The sequence below is a fragment of the Methylorubrum sp. Q1 genome (assembly GCF_004683995.1).
GTDB lineage: Bacteria > Pseudomonadota > Alphaproteobacteria > Rhizobiales > Beijerinckiaceae > Methylobacterium.
In genome coordinates this window covers 14,899-40,098 of sequence record NZ_SRHQ01000034.1, presented here as the reverse complement: position 1 = coordinate 40,098, position 25,200 = coordinate 14,899, and the positions used below count along the sequence as shown (strand labels likewise).

Genomic DNA, 25,200 nt, shown 5'->3' with positions numbered 1-25,200 from the left:
TGTGGTCTTCGCCCAGCCGGGGGCGGCGGCCTTGGCCGACGCCACCGCGGCCTCGACCTCGTCGCCGCTCGCCAGCGCCACTGCGCCGGTCTCCTCGCCGGTGGCCGGGTTGTAGACCGGCGCGGTGCGCCCCGAACGGCCCGGCACGCGTGCGCCGTCGATGAAGTGCGGAATCTCTTGAGGCATGGCTCTGTCCTGTCCGTGCCGGCCTGCGGGCCGGCGGATTTTCGAAGCTTCGGTGACGGGAGCGTCAGGGCGTGGCGACGACCGCTTCGGAAGCGGTCGCGGGCGCTCCGAGTTCGGCGGCGAAGGTGCCGAAGAACTGGTCGGCGAGCTTGCGCGAAGTCCCCTGGATCAGGCGTCCGCCGAGCGAGGCGATCTTGCCGCCGATCTCGGCCTTGGCCTCGTAGGCCAGCACGGTTTCCGCGCCCTCCTCGCGGAGCGAGACGACGGCGCGGCCCTTGGCGAAGCCCGCCATGCCGCCGTTGCCCTGGCCGACCAGGGTGTAGCCCTCCGGGGCGCGGATGTCCTCGAACCGCACGGTACCGGCGAAGGTCGCCGAGACCGGTCCGACCTTCAGGGCGACCTTGGCGGCCAACTCCTCGGGCGAGGCCTGCGTCAGCTCCTTGCAGCCGGGGATGCAGCGGGCGAGCACCTCCGGGTCGTTCAGGGCGGCCCAGACGGCCGCGCGCGGCGCCGCGATGCGGTACTCGCCTGTGATATCCATGGCTTCCCTCCCGTAACGGGTCGTGGCGGTCAGACCGCGCAGTAGCGATCCTGAATCGCGGTATCGGCGCGCAGGGCCGCGGCTGAGCTCTCGTGCACGACCGCGCCCTGGTCGATGATCACGGCGCGGTCGGCGAGGTTGAGGGCCCACTCGACGTTCTGCTCGACGAGGAGCAGCGTCACCCCGCGTTCGCGCAAGGCGACGAACAGCCGGCCCATCTCCTCGACCAGCACCGGCATGATGCCCTCCGAGGGTTCGTCGAGCAGGATCAGCTTGGGGCGCGCGATCATCGCGCGGGCAATGGCGAGCATCTGCTGCTCGCCGCCGGACATCGTCACCGCCGTCTGGTCGAGCCGCTCGGCGAGGCGCGGGAAGGTCTCGGCGATTTCGGCGATGGCTGGTCCCTCCTTGATGGAGGCCGGGGCGCGCAGCAGACCGAGCTTCAGGTTCTCGCGCACGGTGAGGCCGGGCACGATGCGCCGGTCCTCGGGCACGTAGGCCAGACCCCGCGGAAAGCGAGCATGGGCCGGGCGCCCGAGCAGATCCTCCCCGAGGAAGCGGACGGAGCCGGCGACCTTCGGGATCAGGCCCATCACGGCCTTCATGGTCGTGGTCTTGCCCGCGCCGTTGCGGCCGACCAGTGCCAGGATCTCGCCGGGTCGCACCTCGAGGGAGAGGCCGTGCAACACGTGGCTCGGGCCGTACCACGCGTCGAGGCGATCGATCTCAAGCATGGCCGTACCCGCCGCTCTGGCCGAGATAGACCCGGCGTACGTCCCGGTCGGCCTGGATCTCGGACGGCGTCCCGTCGGCGATGAGCCGGCCGTGATGCAGCACGAGGATCCGCTCGGACAGGCCGAGGATCATCTTCATCTTGTGCTCGACCAGCAGGATGGTGCGGCTCTCCCCTAAGCGCCGCAGCAGCGCGACCATCTCCTTGGTCTCTTCCGGTCCCATGCCGGCGGTGGGCTCGTCGAGCAGCAGCAGCTTCGGGTCGGCGGCGAGCGCGATGCCGATCTCCAGCGCCCGCTGCTCGCCGTGGGCGAGCGAGGCGGCGGGCCGGTCGCGGCGGCCTGAGAGGCCGACCGCGTCGAGGATCTCGTCGGCGCGCGTGCCGAGGCCGGTGAGCGCGTCGCGCCGGCTCCAGAAATCGTAGCGGCGGGTGCGGGCCTGGATCGCCGTGCGCACGTTCTCGTGGGCGGTCAGGCGCGGGAACAGGTTGGTGATCTGGTAGGAGCGGGCGATGCCGAGATGGGCAAAGCGCGCCTGGGGTACGCGGCCCATGTCGCGGCCGGAGAAGCGCAGGCTCCCGCTCGTCGGCTTGAGGGCACCGGAGAGCAGGTTGAAGAACGTGCTCTTGCCCGCCCCGTTCGGGCCGATGATGGCGGTGATGCGCCCCTCGCCGAAGGCGGCCGAGACCCCTTCGAGGGCGGTGAAGGCACCGAAGCGGCGGCCGAGGTTCTCGACTTCGAGGATGGGGTTCGAGACCGGGTTCATCGGCGCCCCCGCAAGGCGGTGAGCCGCCCCAGTGCCGTGCCCCAGAGGCCGCGGGGCAGGAACAGCACGAACAGGATGAAGACAGAGCCGAGCGCGAGCTGCCAGTGCGGCGTCCAGAGGCTCAGGACGTCCTCCAGCACCAGCACGGTCAGGGCGCCGACGAAGGGGCCGAAGAAGGTGCCCGCGCCGCCCACCAGCGTCATCACGACCGCCGTGCCGGAGGTGTGGTAGGCGAGGCTGTCCAGCGGCACGATCGAGAGGTGGATCGCCGAGAGCGCCCCGGAGAGGCCGCAGAACAGGCCGGACAGCACGAAGGCGAGGAGCTTGGTGCGCTCCACGTCGAAGCCGCAGGCGCGGGCCCGGGTCTCGTTCTCGCGGATCGCCTCGATCACCGCGCCGAAGGGCGAGGCGAGGATGCGCGAGATCAGCGCGAGCGCCGCGCCGACGAAGGCCAGCACGAAGAGGTACTTCGTCAGCGGGTTCAGGATGTCGAGAGAGACGATCCCGAGGTCGATGGTCGAGACCGTGAAGCCGCGAAGCCCGTTCTCGCCCCCGGTCCAGGAGGAGGCCTGGAGCGCGACGTAGTAGACGAGTTGGGCGAGCGCCAGCGTCACCATGGCGAAGTAGATGCCGCGCGAGCGGATCGACACCGTGCCGATGGCGAGTGCCAGCCCGCTCGCGGCGACGACCGCCAGCGCCATCGCCAGCAGCGGGTGCAGGCCGAACGCGCCGATGCCGATCCCGGTGAGGTAGGCCCCCGTGCCGAAGAAGGCGGCGTGGCCGAAGGAGAGGAGGCCGGTATAGCCGTAGAGCAGGTTGTAGCCGACGGCGTAGAGCCCGTAGATCAGCACGTTGACGGCGAGCGCCTGCGAGGGAAGCAGGAAGGGCAGCGCCAGCAGCGCGAGGATCGACAGCGGTGCGCGCCAGCGCGAGACGCCGTCGAGCGCGATCGGCGAGCGTCGCGGCACCGTCGGCGGTGCCTCGACGACGGTCTGGTCGAGGGTCTGCATTGCGGGGCTCCTCAAACGCCGAGGCCGGGCTTGCCGAACAGGCCCTGCGGCCGGACCAGCAGAACCAGGGCCATGAAGGCGAACATCGCGATGCTCGCCATCTCGGGGGCGAAAAGCGCGGTCATCGAGACCACGATGCCGACGAGCAGCCCGGCCACGACCGAGCCCATCAGCGAGCCCATCCCGCCGATCACCGTGACGGCGAAGGCCTCGCCCAGCACCACGGTGCCCATCTCCGGATTGACCGAACGCATCGGCGCGGCGAGCACGCCGCCGAGCGCGGCCAGCGCGATGCCCAGCCCGAACACCCACATCCACAGCCGCTGGATATCGACGCCGAGCACCCGCAGGATCTCGGGATCGCGGGCGCCGGCCCGCACGATCAGTCCGAGCCGCGTCCGCTCCAGTCCGTACCAGAGGGCGACGAGCACCAGCGCGACCACGCCCACCACGAACAGGCGGTAGATCGGGAAGAAGCCGATGCCGAGATCGGCCACGCCCGACAGCTCCTCCGGCGTGGCGAAGGGCAGCCCGTCCGAGCCGAACAGGATGCGCACGCCCTCGACCAGCACGTAGCCGAGGCCGAAGGTGAGGAGCAGCGGATCGTCGGGCGAGCGCCCGGCCAGCGGCCGGATCAGGAAGCGCTCGATCACGAGGCCGAGCGCCCCGACCATCAGCGGGCCGAACAGCAGCGCCGCCCAGAACGAGCCGGTGCGCTCCATCACGAACACGCCGGCATAGGCGCCGACCATGAAGACGTGGCCGTGGGCGAAGTTCACGATGCCGAGCATGCCGAAGATGATCGACAGGCCGAGCGCCAGCATCACGAACACGGCGCCGAGCGCCACGCCCGAGAAGAGCTGCATGGCGATCAGTTCGAGGTCGAAGAACTCCGGATTCATGGGCGCCTCCCGTTGCCGTCAGGCGCGATGGCCGAGTTCGTCGCAGGTGCGGAGCATCGCCTCCGCGCCCGGCTCGACCTCGAGGATCCTGAACAGGTCCACCTCGCCCTTCATCTCGGATTTCGGCTTGGACTCGGTGACGAGCACCGATTGGATCGCCTGATGATCGCAGGAACGGTAGCTCTCGGGGCCCTTGGCGACATCGTATTTGAGGGCTTCGAGCGCAGCGATGACCTTGTCCGTGTCGGTGTCGCCTGCCGCCTGGACCGCCATCAGCAGGGAGCGCACGGCGGTGTAGCCGTAGGCGCCGTAATCGGTCGGCACCGCGCCCGCATAGGCCGCCCGGAACGCGTCGTTGAACGCCTTGGCCGTCGGCACCGTCTCCTCAAGGCCCCAGTAGTAGTTGCTGGCGCCGACGACGCCCGCGAAGGCGTCCGCACCGCCCGCGAGGCGCTGGTTGTGCAGCAGCACCGGCACGACGATCTTCGAAGCCTTCTTCAGCCCGAAATCGTTGGCCTGCTTGATGCTGTTGGCCTGATCCCGGCCGAAATTGCAGATGCACAGGATGTCGGGGCGCATGGCGCGCAGGCGCGGCATGAAGGTCGAGTAGTCGGGCGCGCCGAACGGGTGCAGGATCTCGCCCGCCGTCTCGGCTCCGATGGCGGCCGCCGCGCGCTTGAAGCCGCGCAGCATCTCGTGGCCGTAGGCGTAGTCGGCGGCGAGATACGCCACCCGCGTGCCCTTCTTGAAGGCGTGCTTGGCCACCGCCGCGGTGGTCATGTGCGGGTTGAGCGCCTCGTGGAAGGTGTGGCGGCTGAAGTCCTTGGCCTCGTTGATCGTGTCGGACTGGCTGATCGAGATGTAGAGGACCTTGCGCGAGCGGGTGATCTCGTTGACCGAGAGCTGCACCGCGCTCGACAGGGCGCCGACGATGAAGTGGGCCCGGTCCTTCTCGATCAGCTCCAGCGTCCGGGTCGCGGCCTCGCCGGGGTTGAGCTTGTCGTCGCGCACCAGCAACTCGGCCATGCGCCCGTTCAGGCCGCCGGCCTCGTTGAACTGCTTCACCGCCAGTTCTGCCGAGCGGATCTGGTCCTTGGCCTCGGCGCCGAACGGGCCGGTGACCGGCGTCGGGAAGCCGATGCGGATCAGCTCCGCCGCCTGGGCGACGAAGGGCATGCCGATCCCGGCGAGCGTGCCGGCCGCGGCCATGCCCCGCACGAGCGTCCGGCGCGAGACGGCGCCGTGTCCCGGTCCCTGTCGGTTCATCGTTCTCTCCCTGTCGTCGCGCGGACTCGTGCGTGCGGTCCCGCGTCGCGAAATCGAATGTGCGCGCTCAGATCACGTCGAGCGCCCTCAGGATGCGTTCGGGCGTCATCGGCAGCTGCGAGATGCTGGCGCCGAGCGGGCGCAGGGCATCGTTGACGGCGTTGAGCGCCGCGCCCGAGGAGGCGGCGGTGCCGGCCTCGCCGCAGCCCTTGGCGCCGAGTTCGGTGTCCGCCGTCGGCGTCTCGACATGCGCGATCACGATGTCGGGCATCTCGCAGGCCATCGGCACGAGGTAGTCGGTCATCGAGCCGTTCAGGAGCTGGCCGGTCTCGCCGTAGCGGCACTCCTCGAAGAAGGCGGCGCCGAGCCCCTGCACCACGCCGCCGCGGATCTGCTCGTCCACCAGCAGCGGGTTGATGACCCGCCCGCAATCCTCGACCACCCAGTGCTTCAGGATCGTCACGAAGCCGGTCTCGGCATCGACCTCGACGAGGCTGCCGTGGATGCCGTTGGTGAAGGCGAAGGGGTAGCCGCGCGGTGCGAAGTGATGCGCCACCGTGAGCGCGGGCGAGACGTCCGGCGGCAGCAGGTCGGAGCGGTAATAGGCGAGGTTCGCCAACTCCTTCAGCGTCATGCGGGGCGTGCCGTCGGCATCCGTCACCGCGCCCTCGCGGATGTCGAGGGCCTCGGCCTCCGCCTGCAGGATCGCCGCGGCGATCTCGAGGATGCGCCGCTTCAGCTTGCGGCTCGCCTGGAGCGCGGTCTCGCCGCCGATGCCGGCGCCGCGGCAGGCCCAAGTCGCGCCGCCCGAGGGCGTCGTCTCGGTGTCGCCGGTGAGCACGCGCACCGCGTCGCGATCGACGCCGAGCCCCTCGGCGACGATCTGGCCGACGATCGCCTCGCTGCCCTGGCCCTGCTCGGTGATGCTGATGGCGCATTGCACCTCGCCGGCCGGCGTCAGCTTGAGGACGCAGCCGTCCTGCGCCGAGATGTGGGCGCCGCCGACCCCGTAGAAGGCGGGCGTCGGGTTGGTGATCTCGACATAGGTGGCGATGCCGATGCCGCGATGGACGCCCTTCTCGCGCAGGGCGGCCTGCTCGGCGCGCAGGCGCGGATAGTCCATCAGGTCGTGGAGCCGCGACAAGCAGGTCGCGAGCGAGAGCCTCTCGAACCGGTACCCGCTCGGCGTGGTGTGCGGGTACATGTCGTCGGTGATGGTGTTGCGCCGCCGGATCTCGAACGGGTCGAGGCCGAGCCTGTCCGCGGCGAGATCGACGAGGCGCTCCGTCACCGCGCAGGCGATCGGGTGGCCGACCGCGCGGTACTGGCTCATCTGCACCTTGTTCTGCGCCACCACCGTGAGGTCGGCGCGGTAGTCGGTGAGCCGGTAGGGCGCGCCGATCAGGCGCACGACCTGGTTGCCCTCCACCGCGCTGGTGCGCGGATAGGCCGAGAACGGGCCGACGCCGGTCACGTCGTCTACCTCGATCGCCGTCAGGATGCCGTCCGGAGCGAAGGCGAGGCGGGCGCGCACCCGGTGGTCGCGGGCGTGGATGTCGCTGGCGAAGGCCTCCATCCGGTCGGCGGTGAACTTCACCGGCCGCCTGAGCAGGAGGCTCGCGCCCACCACCGCCATGTCCTCGTGGTAGACGTGCAGCTTCATCCCGAAGGAGCCGCCGACATCGGGCGCGATCACCCGCACCCGCGCCTCGGACAGGCCGAAATGGCGGGCGTAGAGATCCTGGAACTGGTAGGGCGTCTGGGTCGATTGGTGGACGGTGAGCCGCTCCTCGCTCGGGTCGAAATCGGCGAGCGTGGCGCGCGGCTCCATCGTCACCGCCGTGTGCCGGCCGAAGCGCAGATCGACCGCGACGCTCTGCGCTCCCGCGAAGGCCTCCGCCGTCGAGCCCGCCTCGATGCGGGTGCGGAACAGGACGTTGTCGGGCGCGTCCGCGTCGATGCGGGGCGCGTCGGGGGCGCGGGCGGCGTCGAGATCGACCACCGCCTCCAGTTCCTCGAACGCGACCTGGATCGCTTCGAGCGCGTCCTCCGCCTCGGCGCGGGTCTCGGCCACCACCATCACCACCGGCTGCCCGGCCCAGACGACCTTCTCGAGGGGCAGCGGGAGTTGCGGCGCCGAGCGCATGCCCTTGAAGTGGCTGAGCGTTCCGACCCACGGCGTGCAGATCGCGGAAAAATCCGCGCCCGTCAGCACCCGGTGCACGCCGGGCATCGCGGCCGCCTCCGACACGTCGATGGCGCCGAGCCGGGCATGGGCGTAGGGGCTTCGCAGAAAGGCGGCGTGGAGCATGCGCGGCAGGCTCACGTCGTCGGTGTAGCGGCCCCGCCCCGCGAGCAGGCGCTTGGCGCCCGGACGCGGCAGGCCGCGGCCGATATAGCGGCCCTTCTCGCGGTGGCGGGCCGGGCTGTCGGTCGCCGCACTCACGCCGCGTCCTCCCGCATCGGGGCTGCGCCCGCGACGCTCTCGATGGCGTCGACGATCGCCTCGTAGCCGGTACAGCGACAGTAATTGCCGGAGAGCGCGTCGCGGATCGCCGCTCGCGTTGGTTTGCGTCCACTCGCGCGGCAGTCGCGGATAAAGTCACGGGCGACCACGAGGATGCCCGGCGTGCAGAAGCCGCATTGCAGGGCGTTGCGGGCGTGGAAGGCCGCCTGCAATTCGGCGAGTTCGCCGGAATCCGATAGGCCCTCGACCGTGTCGATCCGCATCCCGTCCGCCTGGACCGCGAGCATCAGGCAGGCATGGACCGGCTGTCCGTCGAGATTGACGATGCAGGCGCCGCAGGCGCCGACCTCGCAGCCGAGATGGGTGCCGGTGAGGCCGAGATCCTGCCGCAGGAAGTCGGCCAGCGAGACTCGCGGTTCGACGAAGCGACGGAGGCGGGCGCCGTTGACGGTGACGGCGACGGGCTGCGGCTCGATCATGCCGCCATCTCCCCGGCCTCTTGTTCCCTCAGGGCGGGCAGCACCCGGCCGAGCAGGACGCGGGCGAGATGCATCCGCGCCGCCGCCGAGAAGCCCTCGTCCTCGTCCGGCGCGAGGTCGTCGGCGAGCGCCGCCGTGGCTTCAGCGATGGCCGCCGCATCGAGCGGCCGGCCGGCAAGCGCCGCCTCGGCCGTCGGCGCCCGCATCGGCGTCGGGCCGACCGAGCAGAAGGCGAGGCGGACCGATTCCACCGTCTCACCGGTGAGGACGAGATGCGCCGCGAGGCCGACCAGGGCGTAGTCGCCGCGCCGCCGGGCGATTTCCTCGAACCGCATCCGCGTGCCGGGCACGGGCAGCGGCACGCGCACCGCGGTCAACATCTCGCCGGGCTCGATCACGTTCTCGAACAGGTCGAGGAAGAAGTCGTCCGCCGCGACCGTCCGGGTGCCGTCACGGCCGGTGATCTCGAACTCGGCGCCGAGCGCCCGCATGCAGGCCGGCAGTTCGGAGGCCGGGTCCGACAGGGCGAGGCTGCCGCCCATCGTGCCGAGATTGCGGATCGCCGGATGCGCCATGTAGGCCGCGGCCTGGGTCAGGAGCGGGGCATGCTCGGCGATCAGCGGGGAGGCCAGCGTCTCGGCGTGACGCGTCAGGGCGCCGATGCGCAGCCGGTCGCCCTCAATCGCGATGCCGCGCAGACTTTCGATCCGTCCGATGTCGATGAGCAGGTCGGGCGCGTCGAGGCGCAGGTTCAGCGCCGGCAGCAGACTCTGGCCGCCCGCGAGGAAGCGCGCCTCGCCTTCACAGGCGGCATAGGCGTCGAGCGCCTCCGCCACGCTTGCCACGCGGCGGTAATCGAAGGCACGAGCCTTCATGAGCGTCCCTCCCACAGGCCGCATGTCGCTGCGGTCGATCGTTTGTCCGATCGTTGTTGACCGCTTGGTTACAAGCTATCCAAGTGCGGACGATCGCGTCAAGCGAAATAACCAAACGGTCACGAAGCATGGATTCGCCCGCCACCCTGGAGGATGCCCCGGACGGAAAGTCGCCGACGCTCGACCTCATCGGCCGGCGGCGCCTTCCGGCGGCACAGCGTGAGCAGCAGATCGTGGAAGCAGCGGCGCAGTTCTTCGCCGAGCACGGCCTCGGCGGTCAGACACGGGAACTGGCCAAGAGCCTCGGCATCACGCACTCGGCGATCTTTCGCTATTTCCCCACCAAGGAAGCGCTGCTCGACCGCGTCTACGAGCACGTCTACGTGCAGCGCTGGAATCCGGCCTGGAGCGGCTTGGTGCAGGACCGCTCGCAACCGCTGGAGGCACGGATCCTGCGCTTCTACAGCGAATATGCCGGGAGGATCTTCGACTATGTCTGGGTGCGCATCTTCGTCTTCTCGGGGCTGAAGGGCTACGACATCGCTCCGCGCTATCTTGAGATCGTGCGTGACCGCGTCATCCATCCGATCTGCGCCGAACTCCGGGCGGATCTCGGCCTGCCGGATTTCGCCACGGTGCCCTTGAGCGAGCGGGAGGCCGAGGCGGCCTGGGCCCTACACGGCAAGGTCTTCTATCTCGCGATCCGAAAGTTCGTTTATGGCTGGCCGATCCCAGAGGATCTTTCTCAGACGCTCTCCGATGATGTCGGCGTCTTCATGCGCGGCGCACCGAAAATTTTCTTCGAGAGCACACAGGAATCCAAGGGAGCGTAATATTCTGGGTTACGCTTTGTTGTTTCAATTGCAATTCTATCCGTTGGATAGATCGGGACGAACTTTGCGAAATTGCACTCGTCTACAATGGATGGAAGCCAATCATCGTCGGAGTTGTCTTAAGCCATCGTTTTCAAGCCGGCTGGACTCGTAGCGGCCATTTGAGCGGCCGCACGGAAAGGGCCGAAAGCGGGCAAAAACTCGCGCTCCGCCTGTTCGGCTCTGCGCCACAAACGGACTTTCTGTTTTGGTTGAACCAGGGCCAGCCCCGACCATCCTCATCGCGGCTGCCCCTCACGGCTCTGTCAGCGGACGAAGATTATAGCCCGGCGGCTTCGTCCGCTCGATCGCCGCAGCCGCTCGCATCACGTCGTATTCGCCGAGCGTGCGGCCCACGATCTGGAGGCCGACGGGCATTCCATCCGAGGCAATCCCCGCGCAGACAGAGGCGGCGGGCTGGCCCGTGAGGTTGAAAGGATAGGTATAGAAGGCCCAGGAGACGAGGCTGCGATCTTCCAGCCCCTCCGGGATGTTCCTGCCTGCTTCCAAGGACGAGATCGGCAGTGTCGGCGACACGAGGACATCGTAGCCGGTGAAGAAGTCGACCATCCGGTCCCGCAGCGCGTAGCGCGCGAAGACGGTCTCGTAGTAGGCGCGCATCTCCTGAGCGAGGGCGGCGTCGAGCACGTCGGCGACGGCGGGGTCCAGGAGGTCGCGGCGGCTTTCGAGAACGCCGCGCAGGCGGGTGCCGATGCCGGCGTAGAACTCGGCCGTCCAGAGAGCGGCTGGATCGGACTCGAAGACGGTCTCGACCTCTTCCACGATCGCGCCCTGGTCTGCCAGCGTCATCGCAGCGGCACGGGCGATGGCGGCGACCTCCGGGTTGGGCCGCGCGTAGCCGAGTGTCGCGCTCCAGGCGACCCGCAGGCCGGCGATGGAAGCTTTCACCGCGCCCAAAAGGTCCGGGACGGGCCCGGCCACCGCGGAGGGATCGCGCGGATCGTGGCCGGCGACCGCCGTCGTCAGCAAGGCGGCATCGGCGACGTTGCGAGCAAGCGCGCCGACATGGGCCAGCGTCGGCGTTGCCGAGGTCGGCCAGACCGGAACCCGCCCGAACTGCGCCTTGAACCCGACGAGACCCGTCAGCGCTGCGGGAATGCGCAGGGAGCCGCCGCCGTCGGTGCCGAGTGCGAAGGGCGTGATCCCGGCTGCCACCGAGGCGGCCGCGCCGGCGCTCGATCCGCCCGGTGTCTTCGCCAGATCCCAGGGATGGCGGGTGATGCCGGTGAGCGGCGAGTCGCCGACGGGCTTGGCTCCGAACTCGCTCGTGGTGGTCTTCCCGATGATGATGGCGCCGGCGGCACGCAGGCGCTCGACGGCGGGGGCATCGGCGGCGGTGACATTGCTTGCCATGGCCCGCGAGCCGGACGCGTAGGGTTGGCCGCCCACCGCGATCAGATCCTTCACCGAGACCGGCAGGCCGTGGAGCAGCCCGAGAGGCGCGCCGCGCATCACAGCGTCCTCGGCCCGGCGCGCGGCGCTGCGGGCCTCCTCCGGCATCAGGTGGCAGAAGGCATTCAAGGACGCTTGGCTCGTCTCGGCACGCGCGAGGGCGCGCTCCGTCAGCTCGACCGGCGAAATCGCGCGCACCGCGATCAGGCGGCGCAATGCGAGCGCGGTCATGAAGTCGAGGTCGCTCGTCATCGCTCCACTCTCTGCAAGGGAGGCGCGGCGCCCGAGGGGGCGCCGCAATGGCGTCAGTCGTTGACGAGGGCGAAAGCGCGGACCGGCGAGCCGGAGCCGCCCTTGAACTTCAGCGGCGCGCCGAAGAACTGCACCTCGCCCTTGCCCAGAAGCTCCTCCAGGTTCACCAGCCATTCCCAATGGCTCATGCCAAGTTCACGGCAGAGGCGATGCTGAGCGAAGATGTTGTCGCTCGGCTTATCGGTGGAGGGCCCCTCGACACCGTGCATCTTCGAGCCGCGCTCGTGCAGCCATTGGGTGGCCTCCACGGTCAGCAGCGGGTTCTTCCACACCGAGTCGAGGCTTGGATAGTTGCGCGCGTGGAAGCCGGTGCAGAGCAGGACGATGTGTCCGTCGACCTTGACGCCGCTCTTGGCCTCCGCCGCCTCCATGTCGGCGACCGTGATGTCGCCGAGATCGGGGATGTGACGCAGGTCGAAGCAGACCGCCTTGCCCATGAACAGCTCCAGCGGCATCTCGTCGACCGGCTGGCCGTTCGGATCGACGTGCCGGAAGGCGTCCACATGGGTGCCGACATGGTCCAGCATCGCGATGAAGTTCGTCTGGAAGGTCATCGCATCGCCCGGCACGCCGAGATTGAGGGCGGCCGAACTCTCGTGACTGAGATGTGTGGTGATCACCGGCCGCTGGAAGAGCTTGTGGGCCGGCATGTTGTCCTCGATCAGGAGGCTCAAATCGACGACGCGCTGGGGCATGGCGGGTCCTTTTCGGGCGTGACGGATCGTTCACGGCACCGTCCGGTGCCGTGCCGTATCGGGTTCGGCGGGATGCCGCTCTCAGGCGGCTTTCTTCTTGCCGAGAAAGGTCTCCATGACCTCCGGGTCGCGGGCGATGAGCCCGCTCGGGCCGTCCCGCACCGTGCGCCCCTGCGCCACCACGTAGGCGTGGTCGGCGATGGCGAGCGCGTAGGATGCGAGCTGCTCGACGAGAAGAATGGTGAGGCCTTGGCCGTTGAGGTCGCGCAAGACGCCAATGAGTTGCTCGACGACGCGGGGCGCGAGGCCGAGCGAGAGTTCGTCGATCACCAGGAGGTCGGGTTCGGCCATCAGACCGCGGGCGATGGCGAGCATCTGCTGCTCGCCGCCCGACATGCTGCCGGCAGGCTGGCGCAGCCGCTCGCGCAAGCGCGGGAAGAGCGCGAGCGCCCGCTCCAGCGTCCGCTTCGCCCGCGCCGTCTTGAGGCCGCCATGGGTGTAGGCACCCAGTATCAGATTGTCCTCGACGGTTTGGTCGGGGAAGATCAGGCGTCCCTCGGGCACCATCGCGAGACCGCGGGCGACCTTGGCATGGGCGGGCAGCCGCGTGACCTCCTCGCCCTTGAACAGGACGCGGCCACCGCTCGGTCGTACGAGGCCGGTGATCCCGCGCATCAGCGAGGTCTTGCCGGCACCGTTATTGCCGATCACGGCGACCAGCTGGCCGCGCTGCACGGTCAGGTTCGCACCGCGGAGCGCGGTTGCCGCGCCGTAGCGGACTTCGAGGTTCTCGACCGAGAGAAGCGGAGTATCGGTCATCAGGCGGCCTCCTCGTTGAGGATGGCGGACGGGCCGCCGAAATAGGCCTCGATCACCCGCGGATCGGCTTGCACCGTCTCCGGGCGGTCGCTCGCGATGACCTGGCCGTAATCGAGCACCGTCACGGTGTCGGCAACCGCCATGATCAGTTCGACGTGATGCTCGATGAGCAGCACCGAGACACCGAGTCCCGCGATCTTCCGGATCATGGCCTCCAGCTCGTCGATCTCCTGCGTGGTCAGCCCGGCGGCGGGCTCGTCGAGAAGCAGCAGACGCGGACGCGTGGCGAGGGCCCGGGCAATCTCCAGTCGGCGCTGATGGCCGAAGGGCAGGAAGCGGGCCTGCTCGTTGGCCACCGCGCTGAGCCCGACGAAATCGAGCAGGCCGATTGCGGCGGCGCGGCAGGCGGCCTCCTCGCGGCGGAAGCGGGGCGTGCGCAGGATCGCGCCGGTCAGGCCGTAGCCGTGATGGGCGAAGCCACCCACCATGACATTCTCCAGAACCGTCATCTGTCCGAACAGCTCAGTGTTCTGGAAGGTGCGGGCGAGACCGAGCCGCGCAATGCCGTGAACGTTGAGGCCGGCAAGATCGGTCCCGTCGAGGTGTACGCCCCCCTCGCTCGGGCGATAGAAGCCCGAGATCGTGTTCACGAAGGTCGACTTGCCGGCTCCGTTCGGACCGATCAGAGCGTGGATCTCGCCCGGGGCGACCCGAACGCTCGCAGCGCTCAGCGCCGTGAGCCCGCCGAAGCGAACGGTGAGGCTGTGGGTCTCCAGGCCGGCAGGCTTGCGGCTCGCGAGAAGCTCGGCGGCGGGCATGCCTTGGCCCGGCTCGACCCCGCGCGGGCCGGGGCGCAGACGGGCGTAGAGTTGGCCCAGCGTACCCAGGATGCCGCCGGGCAGGCCGAACATCACCGCCAGCAGCAGGGCGCCGTAGGCGAATTTCTGCCACTCGGCGAAGCGCTGCAGCACCTCCGGCAGATAGGTCAGGATGAAGGCGCCGACGACCGGTCCGAAGGTCGAGGCCGCTCCTCCCAGAATCACCATCAGCAGGAATCGGACGGAATCCGAGAAGGTGAAGATGTCGGGCGAGATATAGGCGTTGAGGAAGGCGTAGAAGCTGCCCGCGATCCCCGCCGTCATGGCCGCGACCGCGAAGGCGAGCGTGCGGATCCCCGTCGCGCCGATGCCGAGGCTGCGCGCGGCCGTCTCGCTCTGGGCGACCGCCAGCATCGCGCGGCCGAAGCCCGAGTGCTTCAGGTTGTGCGCCGCCAGCGTGGCGAGAAACAGGGTGATGGCGAGCACGGCGTAGAAGGCGTAGCCCGAGAGCGGAACTCCGAAGAGGTTCGGGCCGGGGATGCCGCTGAGCCCCGTCGTGCCGCCGGTGAGGCTCTGCCACTCGATGGCAACGTTCTCGACAATGAGGCCGAAGGCGATCGTCACCACCGCGAGATAGACGCCCCGCACCCGCACGCTCGGATAAGCCAGCGCCGCGCCGAAAAGCCCGGCCACCACCGCCGCGCCGATGCTTGCGAGGACGAGGTCGAGGTCGAACCGGATCGCCAGGATCGCGCCGGTATAGGCGCCGAGCGCGAACAGTCCGGCTTGGCCGAGAGAGACGAGGCCGGTGAGGCCGACGAGGACATTCAGGCCGACCGCGATCACGCCGTAGATCAGGAACAGCATGAACAAGCGAAGTTCGTACTCGTTGCCGGAGGTGAGCGGCACGACAACGAGGATGGCCGCGAGCAGCGCGAAGCCGAGGGTGTAGAGGGCCTTCATACCTTGAAGATCTCCCGGCGGCCGAACAGACCCTGGGGGAAGGCGACGAGGACGAGGATCATCGCACTGAAGCCGACGATCTCCCGCGCCGCGGTCGAAACGTAGCCCTCGACGAACTTCTCCATGACCCCGAAGGCGAGGCCGGCCAGGACGACGCCGGGGCCACTGGTGATGCCGCCGATGATGGCGACGGCGAAGCCCTTGAGCCCGAGGAGGACGCCCATGCTGGCGGAAGCCTGAATCACGGGGGCGACGAGCACGCCTGCCCCTGCGCCGAACAGCGCCGCGAGGCCGAAGGAGAACATCACGATCCGGTCGACGTTGATGCCCATCAGGGCGGCCGCTTGGCGGTTGTGGGCGACCGCCTGCATCGCTCTGCCGACGAGCGTGTGCCGTTGCATCGCGTGGAGGCCCGCCATCGCCAGCAGTGCGACGGCTGGGATGACGAGCTCCTGCGGATAGACGCCCGCTCCGAGGATCGAGATCGCCCCAGCAACGCCGGGCGAGGGTAAGGGGCGCGAGAAGCCGCCGAACTGCATCGTGGCAAGGGATTCGGCCATGATGCCGACTGCGATCGTGGTCAGCATCCAGCCGATCGAGGCGTTGGTGCCGATGAACGGTCGCACCGCGAAACGCTCCAGCACAACGCCGAACAAGGCCCCGGCCAGGATTGCGAGGAGGCAGGCGAGCGGCAGCGGCACGCCGGCATCGATGCCCATCACGGCGAGGACGGCGCCGATCATCAGCGTGTCGCCGTGGGCGAAGTTCACGGCCTTGGCGGCCGACCACATGATGTGGAAGCCGAGCGCGACGAGGGCGTAGATGCCCCCGATCGCGAGGCCTGAGAGCGTATATTGCAAGGCGGTCGTCATGGCTGCCGCGAGAGTTCCCTGTGTGAAGCGGACAGGCGTTCAGCGGAGTTGGGGCGACCCGGCGATCGGGCTTCGAACGAGCCGCTCCCGCCCCTCCCTTCGAGGAAGGAGGGGGCGCGTGCCGTCAGTTCGTTCTGCCGTACGGGGTCTGCGCAATCGGCAGGAGCTTGCCGTCGGACCAGACCGTCAGCTTGTATTCGCTCGGCAGGATTGCGTCCTGGCGTTCCGGGTCGGAAGAATCGAAAGCCGGATCGTATTTCGCGACCAAGCCCTCGTATCTGACTTGATAAAGCGCTTCGCGGACCTTCTTCCAATCGAAGGCACCGGCCTTCTCGATGGCCTGGGCCACGATGTGAACGGCGTCGTAGGTGTTGGCGATGCCGGAGCCCATCTTGATCTGCGACGGATCCTTCAGGCCGTACTTCGTCTGGATCTTCTGCCAGAGCGCTTGGCCTTTATGGTCGAGGTCGCCCATGAAGCTGTAGGTCTGCACGACCTGGACGCCATTGGCGAGCGGGCCGGCAAGTTCGCCGAGATTGCCGGCGATGCCCCAGGCGCCGATGATGGTGGGCTTGTAGCCGACCTTGTCCATCGAGCGGACGAGCTGGTTGCCCTCGCGGTCGAGGGCCCAGAACAGGGCAACGTCGGCACCGGAATCCCGCGCGCGGATCGCCTGCGCGGTCATGTCCTGATCGTTCCAGTTGAAGGTCTCCGTGGCGACCAATCCTTTGCCGGCCTTTGCGATCGCCGCCTTCACGTCCGGCACGGCACCGTTGCCCCACCCTGTATTCTCATAGAAGAAAGCGATCTTTCCGGTCTTCGAGACTTTCGCGGCCTGCTCGACGAGGAAGCGGGCGACCCATTTGTCCTTGGCCGATACCCGGAACATGTAGTTCGGATTGCGACCGTTCTCGATGGCCTGTGTGTTGGCCGCGAGCACGCCGACGAACGGAATGCCGATGGCATGGACCGGCTCGACCTGAGCCACCGAAACGGTGGAGTGGTAACCGCCGAGGATGACGGTACACTTATCGGCAAGCGCGACGCGCCGGGTGTTGTCGACGCCGCGCGGCGGCGTTCCGGCGTCGTCATACTGGACGAAGCGCAACGGCTTGCCGAGGACGCCCCCCTTGGCATTGATCTCCTCAAGGGCGATCTCGGCGCCCATTCTGATGGCTTGGCCGGTGAAGGCCGCCGGGCCGGTGATGGCGGCAGAGTTGCCGATGCAGGGCTCCTGCTGGGCAAATGCCGAGCTTGGGGTCGTGAAAACCAGTGGCGCAGCCAGGAATAGTCGACGCAAATACTTCGGCGCAACCATGCGTTGGTCTCCAATTCACTGACGATGTTCGGGGGCAGCCCCGATGTTCAGGCTATGGCCGTCAGGCTACGCAACGAATACATCAGGTATCAAAGACCAAATTCCAATGTGAGCCATTGGAATTTCCTATGAGCATCGTTCATAGGCGAGTGTCGATGAAGCGATTGCCTGATAAGATCATGTTTTTGCTTGTAAATTTTATATATAATGCACATAGTTTGCGCAGATTGCTCGGCCTTAGAGCAGTTTGACATAGGCGTGGAGTTCCGCGCCTTGTCACAAAGGCCCCGGGTTGGATTGCCATGGATCTTCGTCAGCTTCGGTACTTCACGCAAATCGCGGAGAGCGGGAACGTCTCTCGGGCCGCTGAGGTGCTGCGGATCGCCCAGCCCTCGCTCAGCCAACAGATGCGCAACCTTGAGGACGAACTCGGTGTCGAATTGCTGTTCCGGCACGCCCGCGGGGTCACGCCCACGGAACTCGGGCTGAAGTTCTACGAACACGCGCGGCGCATCCTGCAGGAGGTCGAGCGGGCCAAGGATGTCATGCGCTCACAGGCAACGAGCCCGAGCGGACGAATCTCGGTCGGATTGCCGACTTCAGCCTGCCGTGGTCTTTCTCGGCCACTCCACCGGGCCATGGCGGAGGCGCTTCCCAACATCCGTCTCCATATCGTCGAGGCGATGAGCGGTGCGTTGGACGAGTGGATCCAATCCGGACGCCTGGACGTCGCGCTGCTCTACGATCACAAAGCCTTCGAACACGTGGCTTGGACCGAGATGATGGTCGAGGACCTGATGTTCATCGTCCCCACCTCTCATCCGCTGGCCGCGCGGCGCGAGATCGCGTTCGGCCAGGTCTTTCAGCAGGCGCTTCCAGTGGTGCTTCCTGGCCGCCCGAACGTGCTGCGCACCGTGATCGAGCAACTCGCGGCACGCCACGACATCGCTCTGGCCGCAACGGATTGCGAGAGCCTGCCGGCGATCGCGGAGCTCGTGCGCGCTCAGGCCTTCGCGGCCATCATGCCGCATTTCGCCTTGGCTGCGGAGATCGAGCGCGGCGAGATGGTCGCCATGCCAATCGTCGATCCGACACCGTCCTGGCGACTCTCCGTTGTGGTGTCTCAGCGAACTCTGAATACCCGTGGTAGCGAGGCCGTTGCCGAAGTTCTGGCAGGCGTGATCGGAGATCTCGTCCAGCGTTCCGTCTGGCGCGCTCGCCTCAAGCCCTCAGAGCGCCCCGCCCCTGTGCGCGCTCGTGCCTGAAATCCGGCGGCGGTCTCCTCAGCGAAAGCGTGGTTGCTCTGCAGCGGCTGACGGTCAAACCCGCCGATGGGCTGCGGGCGCTGCACCCGGAGCATCGTGCTGGAAATCAAATCCAGGACGATGGGCTAGCCACTTGTTTTCGCGCCATCTTTTTTCGAAAGCCGGAGGTCACCTTTCGGGATGATGCTCTGGGCGAAGCCGTATCACGCAGCCGTCACGCGGCCAGCACGCCATCGGCCTCGGTTATAAGCCATTGCCTTGGATAATCTCTCTGATGCGGGACATCAGTGTATCCACCGCGAAAGGCTTTGTGATCATCGCCATGCCGGGATCGAGAAATCCCGAAGGCGTCGCCGCGCCTTCCGCATAGCCGGTAATGAACAGCACCTTCAGGTTGGGGCGGGTTTCGCGCGCTTGATCCGCGAGTTGCCGTCCGTTCAGGCCGGGCAAGCCCACGTCCGAGACAAGAAGGTCGATCTGCACCGACGACTTGAGGACCCGTAATCCGGAGAGCCCATCCCCAGCCTGAAGGGTCTTGTAGCCGAGGTCATGGAGGACCTCGACGATGAGGTCCCGCACGGTCTGCTCGTCCTCGACCACAAGCACGGTCTCGCCCGCTCCACGTGGGATTTCCCCAACCTCCGGCGCAGGAGCCGCCTCGACATGGCTCGCGGCGTTGCGAGGAAGGCGAATGGTGACCGTGGTCCCGCGATCCACGACACTCTCGATGTGCGCCTGCCCTTCGGACTGACGGGCAAAGCCATAGATCATCGACAGGCCCAGGCCCGTGCCCTGGCCGAGCGGCTTCGTGGTGAAGAACGGGTCGAAGGCCCGCGCCACGACCTCGGGCGGCATGCCGGTCCCCGTGTCGGAGACGCTGATGCAGACGTACTCCGATGTCAGTCCCGAGTTCCGCAGATCCGGGTCCTTCGCCTCGTGCCGCCCATTGGTGGTCGCGATGGTCAGGACGCCCCCGTTGGGCATGGCATCGCGCGCGTTGATGACGAGGTTCAGGATCGCGTTCTCAAGCTGGTGCGGATCGCACACGGTCGGCCAGAGGGCAGGCTCCGAGAGGACGCGCAACTCGATGGCTTCGCTCGTGGTCCGACGGAGGAGATCGGACATGCCGCCGATCAGCGCGTTCACGTCCGTCGGCTTCGGGTCGAGGGGCTGACGCCGGGCGAAGGCGAGGAGCCGATGGGTCAGGGCCGCCGCGCGATTGGCCGAGGCCATGGCCGTCTCGATGTAGCGCTTCAGGTTCTCGGTACGGCCCTGCCGCATTCGGGTCTGCATCAGGTCGAGCGATCCGACGATACCGGTGAGCAGGTTATTGAAGTCATGCGCGATGCCGCCGGTGAGCTGCCCCACGGCTTCCATCTTCTGGGACTGGCGCAGGTTCTCCCCCATGCGCTCGCGCTCCTCGGCTTCGGCCTTGAGCCGTTCGTTCGCCTGCGCGAGTTCGATCGTGCGTTCCGAAACCTGACTTTCCAAGGTCGCGCCGGCCTCGCGCAACTGCCCGGCCTGGGTCTCCAGTTCGGCATAGAGCGCGACCACACCGCGGTTGGTCTCCGCCAACTCGGCGTTCAGGCGCCGGGCTTCCTCCTCGCGTTCGGACAGGTCCGCGAGGCTGGCGAGCAATTCGCGGTTCTGCTCGCGCATCGCGGCTTGTGGCCCCTCGCTCCAGCCCCGCATCGCCTCCGCCAACGCGGCGACCGCCGGTCCGGTGAGCGAAGGGCGGCCAGCGGGGATGACCTTCCCCAGCGTCACCGTCGTGCCGTCGCCGGGTTTGGTGAGAACGTCAAAGCGATCCACGAGCCGACGCGACCCGGTGATGCCGATGCCGAGGCCCGTGGCCGAACGATACCTGCCCTCCAGGATCGCCGAGAGTTCGGCGATGCCAGGTCCCTGATCGACGATGCGCACGACCAGGGCTTGACGCACGGCTATGACATCGACCCCGAGCTCAACGCGACCTCCGCCCGCATAGTCATGGGCGTTGCGCGCGATCTCGGAGACAGCGGTGGCGATCCGGGTCTGGTCCGGCGCGCCGAAGCCGATTTGCCCTGCCACGCGTCGGACGCGCTGGCGCACGGTGAAGATGTCATCCTCGTGCGCGATCATCATCGTCACGAGAGGCCACTTCACGATGCCGGGTCCTTGGCGACCACGACAGTGGCGTCATCGCGCCCCCGCGCAAAGTCGCGGTAGATTACGCCTGCGATGAGGGTGGGATGTGCGCCGACGAGGCCCGGGTAGTTTTCGAGGGACCAGCTTGTTCCAATACCATCCGAGCACATCACGAGAACGCTTTGTGGGGTGAAGGGATACTCGAACTCCTGGATGCGGCGGGCGACGAGGCCAGCGGTTCCGGCCAGGGAAACGAGGCGCTTGGTCACGCCACCGGTGATCACGCCACCCGCGACGTTGCCGATGCCGGTGAACACCAGCGTCCCACGATCGGCGTCATAGCGCGCCACCGACACCGCTCCGCCGCGAGTATGTCCAAGGCCTGCATGAACCGACGCAAGGATGCGACCCGGAGGCTCATGATCGTGCGCGCGAAACACGCGCACGGCCGCATCTGAGGCCTGTGCGGCCAGAGGTCCGTGTCCGAGACCGTCGGCAACCAGCACGGTCCACCCCTTGCCGTGCGGACGGACGCAGTAAGCGTCCCCGCTCACGGCCTCGCCGCGCAAAGGCACACCTACAGCTCCGAAATGTGGAACCGGACCGAGAGCCACGGATGAGGCCCGGCTGACTGTACTCGTGATCCGCGTAAGCACAGCGAGGCCTCTGTTTGGCCACGCGGCCATATCGAAGGCTTGGGACTGACGCCTGACAGCACCAAGGCCAGTGCCGGGGCTGCCTCCGGTGGAATAGCCGTCGCGTAGCACTGCCGCCAAGTCGGAGATCCCGGTGCCACGGTCGAGCGCCAGTATCTCGACGCCCGTACCCGTCTCGTCCTCAAAGATTCCGATGAGGATCTCGCCGTTGGTCCCGTATTTGACGAGGTTAGTCGCAAGCTCTGTCACGACGATGGCGACACGGCCGACCGCAGTCTCATCGAATCCTAATGAGAGGGCGACCCCGCTTGCCCGGCGCCTCGTTTCTGCAACCTGGCTTGCCTCCGTCACGGTGACGCTGATCATGCTCATTTCCAGCGCGCGATGATGACGCGTGTCCCGATGCCGACGGTCGACTCGATATGAAACTCATTGGATAGGCGTTTGGCGCCGCTCAAGCCAAGGCCCAGGCCGCCTCCCGTGGTGTAGTGGTCGGTAAGGGCAAGTCCGATGTCGGGGATGCCCGGGCCCTCGTCCTCGAATGTCAGGCGCACGCCACGGCGGCGGCCCACCTGTAGAATCTCAATCCGAACTTCGCCGCCGCCACCGTAGTCCAACGTGTTGCGGGCGAGTTCGCTTGCGGCGGTGACGATCTTGGTTTGATCGACTAAGCCAAAGCCGGCCTCGACCGCAAAGGTGCGGACGGCTTGGCGGACGCGCACGACATCGTCACCGGAGTGGATTGGTTTGCGCTCAGTCCTCGTAACGGCCACGAGTGCTCCTCAGGCCTTCGGCGTCTTCCTCGTTGAGCCGGGCCTGTATCATCGCCATCCCGCGCTCAACGTTCAGGGCCGTCTTGATTCCGGATAGCGTCAGGCCAAGTTCGACCAGTGTAATAGCGACTGCGGGGCGCATGCCGACGACGACAGTCTCTGCGTCGAGGACGCGAGAGACCGATGCGATGTTGTCGAGCATGCGCCCTATAAAGGAATCGACGATCTCCAACGCGGAGATTTCGATCAGCACGCCCCGCGCGCCGGTGCGCGAAATCATCGCCGTGAGGTCCTCCTCCAGGGCGACGGCGAGCCGGTCGTGCATGTCGACCTGAATGGTGACGATGAGCGCGCCGCCCAGCTTGAGGATCGGAATGCGGTCCATGGCGCTAGCGACGGCTCTCGTCAGACGCGGAAGGCGCCTTGCGCACGACGCTGCGGCCCGTCCTGCGAAGCGCCAGGGCGAAGGCATCGGCCAGGGTGGACTTCGAGATCACGTTTAGCTCCACGCCGAGGTGGACCATCGTTTGGGCGATCTGGGGTCGGATGCCGGAGACGATACAGTCGGCTCCCATCAGGCGAGCGGCGGCAATGGCTTTCAAAAGGTGCTGGGCCACCAGCGTGTCGACGGTCGGCACGCCGGTGATGTCGATGATGGCGATCTCGGCTTCCTCATCGACGATGGCCTGGAGGAGGTTCTCCATCACCACGCCGGTTCGGGCGCTATCCAGGGTGCCGATCAGGGGCAGCGCGAGGATTCCATCCCAGAGCCGCACGACTGGCGTCGAGAGTTCGGCGATCTCCTCGCTCTGGCGCCCGATCACCTCCTCGCGGCTCTGCTGGAAGACCTCCATCGTGTGGAGGCCGAGTTGGTCGATCACCTTGCTCGCCGACCAGATGCCGGCCGTCACCTGTGCGGCGTCCTTCCCGGACGCCCGGCTCAGGGCGTCGAAGATCGGCTCCTTGAGCGAGAACACGAAGGAAGCGGTATCGGTTGAAGTGAAGCCCTGGATGGCACGGGACCTTGAGATGTCTGCAAGGCTTTCACACAATGAAGTATAGGCGTCTTCGGTCGCGTCAGTGCTGCCTGAGGCAAGCGCTCGGCGGAATTGCCCGAGCACCGACTTGGCCTGCGTCTCAAGCTCGGCCTCCCGGATACGACCGGTCTGAAGCGCGCCGCCAGCCTTCAGAAGCGCGACCCATGCGTCGAGGATCGCCGCTTCCTCGCTGGTGACCGTTTTGATCAGGACCTCGGTGCCGTCCATCGCCATTCAGATAATTCCTTGGGCCTGATCCTATTTCGTTCCATGCGTCTAGCCCACGCCGTAAGGCGCCGATAGTCACGTTCGATGATGAACAGGCCCTCTGAGAATTTTATTCCTGGTCGCGAAATTTTTTGCCCGACTTGCTTGGGTGGTGTCATCCATTCATATGTCAGTTGCGCGGTCCGACTGATGAAGCAGAGGTCAGCGAGTTCGCCGACACCGAGAGCGCCACTGCGTAGGCTGCAGTCGAGTTTTGCGGGTGGGCGCCTGAATTGATTGCTTTGATCGCAGACAGCGAAAGCCGTCCGGTTCCGTGTCGGACCCATACGCTCCTGACCAAGCATTGCTGGGGCCGCGTGGCGGGGCGATGCTGTGCATCCTGTGGTGTCGAATGGGGAAGTTGCGAACCTCGCAATGCTCAATGCGATAGAACGCGGTCAGGCATTGGCAGTGTAATCTCTTCAGTAGCAGGCGCTCTCCGTCCACAACGAGCGGAGCTGATCGCTGAGAGGGTTAGGGCGCGCTTTGTCCGCGTCGGTCGGCCCCTGGATGCCAAGGTCGGTAAGTTGGAAGTCGAAGGCCGCGGTGGAGTTGAACCCGTTTGTGGTCCACCGCCTACGCAAGTTCTCGGGCTGTGACAGCTTGGTTGGCGAGGGCTCGGGGCGTCAAGCCGCCCAGGGCCGTGTGGGGTCGATCGTCGTTGTCGTGGCACCTCCAGTCCTCGATGCGCTCGCGGGCATCCGCGAGCGACAGGAACCGCGAGGCGTTCAGGCACTCCGCTCATAGGCGGCCGTTGAACGACTCGATATAGGCGTTGTTGGTCGGCTTACCCGGTCGAGAGAAGTCGATCTCGACCCCATTCATCTCGGCCGATGGGTCGAGCATGCGCCCGGCGAACTCCGGCCCGTTGTCGACCGGCCGGCTCTTGGGGCGTCCTCGCAGCCGGACCAAGGCGTCCAGCGCCTCGATCACCTGGAAAGCGCGGACGTTGGCTCTCAGTGTCAGCGAGAGCGCCTCTCGCGTGTGGCAATCGATTGCGGTCAGAGCCGGAACGGACGCCCGTCGAACAGGCGATCGGACATGAAGTCCATGGCCCAGACCTCATTCGGCCCGCCGATCGCCGGCCGCCTCTGGCGATCACGCCAGGCCCGTTTGCGCCTGGGCAGCTTGGGCCGGATCGACAGGCCCTCGTGCCGGTAGATCCGGTCGGTGCGCTTGTGGCTTACCTTCCGGCCTTCCCGTCGCAGCAGAATGGGCCGCCGTTGGTAGCCGTAACGGACCTGCGCGGCGGCCGACCCCTTCAGCCGCATCCGCAGCGCCACCTGCGGATCGGAGCGCTGCGATGAGCGGCCAAAGCCGGCAGCCTGACAGGCCCGACGCTCGCTGATGCCATGGGCCACCTGCAAGTGACCGGCGACCTCGCGGCGAACGGCGGGCCTCACCACGGTCGCTTGAGCACATCCTGCAGCATGGAGCGGTCCAGCGTCTGGTCGGCGACCAGCCGCTTCGGCTTGCTGTTCTCGCCGTCCCGTTGCTTGAGCCGCCGGATCTCCGGCACGCCCATGCCGACGAACGGCTTCTTCCGGCGTTAAAAGGTCAGCTCGGACACGCCCATCTTCCGGCAGGCCTCGTCCACCGTTGCACCGTTCTCCGCCTGCCGCAGGGCGAAGGCGATCCGTTCGTCGTGAAGCGTTTGCGAGGCATGGCACCCGCCCTCCTTCAGGGTTCAGGATGCCCGAAAAACCTGCGCTCGGCGCGGACCAGTGTGGCGGTGCAGGGTCACCCGACCCGAAAACACGACAAAGGCCG

Annotated in this window: 23 protein-coding genes and 1 pseudogene; 2 read left to right on the top strand and 22 right to left on the bottom strand. The window is 67.3% G+C overall.

The features are described 5' to 3' along the window. The 10 genes from E4V01_RS23175 to E4V01_RS23130 all read right to left on the bottom strand — a co-directional run. On the bottom strand, positions 1 to 186 hold a 186-nt coding region (locus E4V01_RS23175; protein WP_135299993.1), incomplete at its 3' end, for an aldehyde dehydrogenase family protein. 64 nt (positions 187 to 250) lie between these two features. After that, positions 251 to 727 carry a carbon monoxide dehydrogenase subunit G gene (locus E4V01_RS23170; protein WP_060770829.1) on the bottom strand — a complete coding sequence of 159 codons (477 nt, stop codon included), beginning with the start codon at positions 725 to 727 and terminating at the stop codon, positions 251 to 253. A gap of 29 nt (positions 728 to 756) precedes the next feature. After that, entirely contained in the window at positions 757 to 1,461 is a 705-nt protein-coding gene (locus tag E4V01_RS23165; RefSeq protein ID WP_135299992.1) for an ABC transporter ATP-binding protein, read from the bottom strand. Continuing rightward, the gene (locus E4V01_RS23160; RefSeq protein ID WP_135299991.1) at positions 1,454 to 2,224 is read right to left on the bottom strand and encodes an ABC transporter ATP-binding protein; all 771 of its coding nucleotides are present in this window, start codon (positions 2,222 to 2,224) and stop codon (positions 1,454 to 1,456) included. The genes E4V01_RS23165 and E4V01_RS23160 overlap by 8 nt, the downstream gene beginning before the upstream one ends. Continuing rightward, positions 2,221 to 3,234, bottom strand: coding sequence for a branched-chain amino acid ABC transporter permease (locus tag E4V01_RS23155; protein WP_135299990.1), 1,014 nt, complete (start codon positions 3,232 to 3,234; stop codon positions 2,221 to 2,223). Before E4V01_RS23155 ends, E4V01_RS23160 begins: the two co-directional genes overlap by 4 nt. Positions 3,235 to 3,245: 11 nt before the next feature. Then, positions 3,246 to 4,136, bottom strand: coding sequence for a branched-chain amino acid ABC transporter permease (locus E4V01_RS23150; RefSeq protein WP_135299989.1), 891 nt, complete (start codon positions 4,134 to 4,136; stop codon positions 3,246 to 3,248). A gap of 18 nt (positions 4,137 to 4,154) precedes the next feature. Next, positions 4,155 to 5,402: an ABC transporter substrate-binding protein gene (locus tag E4V01_RS23145; protein ID WP_135299988.1), complete on the bottom strand. Its 1,248-nt coding sequence runs from the start codon at positions 5,400 to 5,402 to the stop codon at positions 4,155 to 4,157. A gap of 67 nt (positions 5,403 to 5,469) precedes the next feature. After that, a complete protein-coding gene (locus E4V01_RS23140) occupies positions 5,470 to 7,848 on the bottom strand; it encodes a xanthine dehydrogenase family protein molybdopterin-binding subunit (RefSeq protein ID WP_135299987.1) in 2,379 nt (792 codons plus the stop codon). Next, entirely contained in the window at positions 7,845 to 8,348 is a 504-nt protein-coding gene (locus E4V01_RS23135; protein WP_135299986.1) for a (2Fe-2S)-binding protein, read from the bottom strand. Before E4V01_RS23135 ends, E4V01_RS23140 begins: the two co-directional genes overlap by 4 nt. After that, the gene (locus E4V01_RS23130) at positions 8,345 to 9,223 is read right to left on the bottom strand and encodes a xanthine dehydrogenase family protein subunit M (RefSeq protein WP_135299985.1); all 879 of its coding nucleotides are present in this window, start codon (positions 9,221 to 9,223) and stop codon (positions 8,345 to 8,347) included. The genes E4V01_RS23135 and E4V01_RS23130 overlap by 4 nt, the downstream gene beginning before the upstream one ends. Before the next feature lie 128 nt (positions 9,224 to 9,351). On the opposite strand from E4V01_RS23130, the gene E4V01_RS23125 reads away from it, so the two are divergent. Continuing rightward, positions 9,352 to 10,056 (top strand): TetR/AcrR family transcriptional regulator, encoded by a 705-nt coding sequence (locus tag E4V01_RS23125; protein ID WP_135299984.1) that lies wholly within the window; start codon positions 9,352 to 9,354, stop codon positions 10,054 to 10,056. A 294-nt stretch (positions 10,057 to 10,350) separates the two neighbouring features. Here E4V01_RS23125 and E4V01_RS23120 read toward each other — a convergent pair whose 3' ends face one another. The 6 genes from E4V01_RS23120 to E4V01_RS23095 all read right to left on the bottom strand — a co-directional run bounded on the left by E4V01_RS23120 (position 10,351) and on the right by E4V01_RS23095 (position 17,305). Further along, complete coding sequence (locus E4V01_RS23120; protein WP_135299983.1) at positions 10,351 to 11,760, bottom strand: amidase family protein; 1,410 nt, start codon at positions 11,758 to 11,760, stop codon at positions 10,351 to 10,353. A gap of 53 nt (positions 11,761 to 11,813) precedes the next feature. Then, the gene (locus tag E4V01_RS23115) at positions 11,814 to 12,515 is read right to left on the bottom strand and encodes a cyclase family protein (RefSeq protein ID WP_135299982.1); all 702 of its coding nucleotides are present in this window, start codon (positions 12,513 to 12,515) and stop codon (positions 11,814 to 11,816) included. Between the two features lie 81 nt (positions 12,516 to 12,596). Then, a complete protein-coding gene (locus E4V01_RS23110) occupies positions 12,597 to 13,334 on the bottom strand; it encodes an ABC transporter ATP-binding protein (protein WP_060770817.1) in 738 nt (245 codons plus the stop codon). Continuing rightward, positions 13,334 to 15,115 (bottom strand): ATP-binding cassette domain-containing protein, encoded by a 1,782-nt coding sequence (locus E4V01_RS23105; RefSeq protein ID WP_135299981.1) that lies wholly within the window; start codon positions 15,113 to 15,115, stop codon positions 13,334 to 13,336. Before E4V01_RS23105 ends, E4V01_RS23110 begins: the two co-directional genes overlap by 1 nt. Continuing rightward, the gene (locus E4V01_RS23100) at positions 15,112 to 15,987 is read right to left on the bottom strand and encodes a branched-chain amino acid ABC transporter permease (protein WP_060770816.1); all 876 of its coding nucleotides are present in this window, start codon (positions 15,985 to 15,987) and stop codon (positions 15,112 to 15,114) included. The genes E4V01_RS23105 and E4V01_RS23100 overlap by 4 nt, the downstream gene beginning before the upstream one ends. A gap of 124 nt (positions 15,988 to 16,111) precedes the next feature. Next, positions 16,112 to 17,305, bottom strand: coding sequence for an ABC transporter substrate-binding protein (locus E4V01_RS23095; protein ID WP_135299980.1), 1,194 nt, complete (start codon positions 17,303 to 17,305; stop codon positions 16,112 to 16,114). A gap of 302 nt (positions 17,306 to 17,607) precedes the next feature. On the opposite strand from E4V01_RS23095, the gene E4V01_RS23090 reads away from it, so the two are divergent. Continuing rightward, positions 17,608 to 18,570 carry a LysR family transcriptional regulator gene (locus tag E4V01_RS23090; RefSeq protein WP_135299979.1) on the top strand — a complete coding sequence of 321 codons (963 nt, stop codon included), beginning with the start codon at positions 17,608 to 17,610 and terminating at the stop codon, positions 18,568 to 18,570. 243 nt (positions 18,571 to 18,813) lie between these two features. On the opposite strand, the gene E4V01_RS26755 is transcribed toward E4V01_RS23090, so the two are convergent. The 6 genes and pseudogenes from E4V01_RS26755 to E4V01_RS23060 form a co-directional block, all read right to left on the bottom strand. After that, positions 18,814 to 20,694, bottom strand: coding sequence for an ATP-binding protein (locus tag E4V01_RS26755; protein WP_371688540.1), 1,881 nt, complete (start codon positions 20,692 to 20,694; stop codon positions 18,814 to 18,816). Between the two features lie 17 nt (positions 20,695 to 20,711). Further along, on the bottom strand, positions 20,712 to 21,719 hold the full coding sequence (locus E4V01_RS23080; RefSeq protein ID WP_135299977.1) for a SpoIIE family protein phosphatase: 1,008 nt from the start codon (positions 21,717 to 21,719) through the stop codon (positions 20,712 to 20,714). Between the two features lie 2 nt (positions 21,720 to 21,721). Beyond that, a complete protein-coding gene (locus tag E4V01_RS23075; protein ID WP_060770811.1) occupies positions 21,722 to 22,126 on the bottom strand; it encodes an anti-sigma regulatory factor in 405 nt (134 codons plus the stop codon). Beyond that, on the bottom strand, positions 22,107 to 22,511 hold the full coding sequence (locus tag E4V01_RS23070; protein WP_135299976.1) for an STAS domain-containing protein: 405 nt from the start codon (positions 22,509 to 22,511) through the stop codon (positions 22,107 to 22,109). The genes E4V01_RS23075 and E4V01_RS23070 overlap by 20 nt, the downstream gene beginning before the upstream one ends. 4 nt (positions 22,512 to 22,515) lie before the next feature. Further along, positions 22,516 to 23,397: an STAS domain-containing protein gene (locus E4V01_RS23065; protein WP_135299975.1), complete on the bottom strand. Its 882-nt coding sequence runs from the start codon at positions 23,395 to 23,397 to the stop codon at positions 22,516 to 22,518. A gap of 609 nt (positions 23,398 to 24,006) precedes the next feature. Then, positions 24,007 to 25,095: pseudogene (locus tag E4V01_RS23060) on the bottom strand (IS3 family transposase). Positions 25,096 to 25,200: the final 105 nt, after the last annotated feature.

Coding starts and splice junctions, on each gene's coding strand:
- E4V01_RS23090 (WP_135299979.1), top strand. CDS start 17,608: ATGGATCTTCGTCAGCTTCGGTACTTCACGCAAATCGCGGAGAGCGGG.
- E4V01_RS23135 (WP_135299986.1), bottom strand. CDS start 8,348: ATGATCGAGCCGCAGCCCGTCGCCGTCACCGTCAACGGCGCCCGCCTC.
- E4V01_RS23125 (WP_135299984.1), top strand. CDS start 9,352: ATGGATTCGCCCGCCACCCTGGAGGATGCCCCGGACGGAAAGTCGCCG.
- E4V01_RS23115 (WP_135299982.1), bottom strand. CDS start 12,515: ATGCCCCAGCGCGTCGTCGATTTGAGCCTCCTGATCGAGGACAACATG.
- E4V01_RS23160 (WP_135299991.1), bottom strand. CDS start 2,224: ATGAACCCGGTCTCGAACCCCATCCTCGAAGTCGAGAACCTCGGCCGC.
- E4V01_RS23105 (WP_135299981.1), bottom strand. CDS start 15,115: ATGAAGGCCCTCTACACCCTCGGCTTCGCGCTGCTCGCGGCCATCCTC.
- E4V01_RS23150 (WP_135299989.1), bottom strand. CDS start 4,136: ATGAATCCGGAGTTCTTCGACCTCGAACTGATCGCCATGCAGCTCTTC.
- E4V01_RS23120 (WP_135299983.1), bottom strand. CDS start 11,760: ATGACGAGCGACCTCGACTTCATGACCGCGCTCGCATTGCGCCGCCTG.
- E4V01_RS23130 (WP_135299985.1), bottom strand. CDS start 9,223: ATGAAGGCTCGTGCCTTCGATTACCGCCGCGTGGCAAGCGTGGCGGAG.
- E4V01_RS23080 (WP_135299977.1), bottom strand. CDS start 21,719: ATGATCAGCGTCACCGTGACGGAGGCAAGCCAGGTTGCAGAAACGAGG.
- E4V01_RS23110 (WP_060770817.1), bottom strand. CDS start 13,334: ATGACCGATACTCCGCTTCTCTCGGTCGAGAACCTCGAAGTCCGCTAC.
- E4V01_RS23145 (WP_135299988.1), bottom strand. CDS start 5,402: ATGAACCGACAGGGACCGGGACACGGCGCCGTCTCGCGCCGGACGCTC.
- E4V01_RS26755 (WP_371688540.1), bottom strand. CDS start 20,694: ATGATGATCGCGCACGAGGATGACATCTTCACCGTGCGCCAGCGCGTC.
- E4V01_RS23095 (WP_135299980.1), bottom strand. CDS start 17,305: ATGGTTGCGCCGAAGTATTTGCGTCGACTATTCCTGGCTGCGCCACTG.
- E4V01_RS23170 (WP_060770829.1), bottom strand. CDS start 727: ATGGATATCACAGGCGAGTACCGCATCGCGGCGCCGCGCGCGGCCGTC.
- E4V01_RS23165 (WP_135299992.1), bottom strand. CDS start 1,461: ATGCTTGAGATCGATCGCCTCGACGCGTGGTACGGCCCGAGCCACGTG.
- E4V01_RS23100 (WP_060770816.1), bottom strand. CDS start 15,987: ATGACGACCGCCTTGCAATATACGCTCTCAGGCCTCGCGATCGGGGGC.
- E4V01_RS23065 (WP_135299975.1), bottom strand. CDS start 23,397: ATGGCGATGGACGGCACCGAGGTCCTGATCAAAACGGTCACCAGCGAG.
- E4V01_RS23070 (WP_135299976.1), bottom strand. CDS start 22,511: ATGGACCGCATTCCGATCCTCAAGCTGGGCGGCGCGCTCATCGTCACC.
- E4V01_RS23155 (WP_135299990.1), bottom strand. CDS start 3,234: ATGCAGACCCTCGACCAGACCGTCGTCGAGGCACCGCCGACGGTGCCG.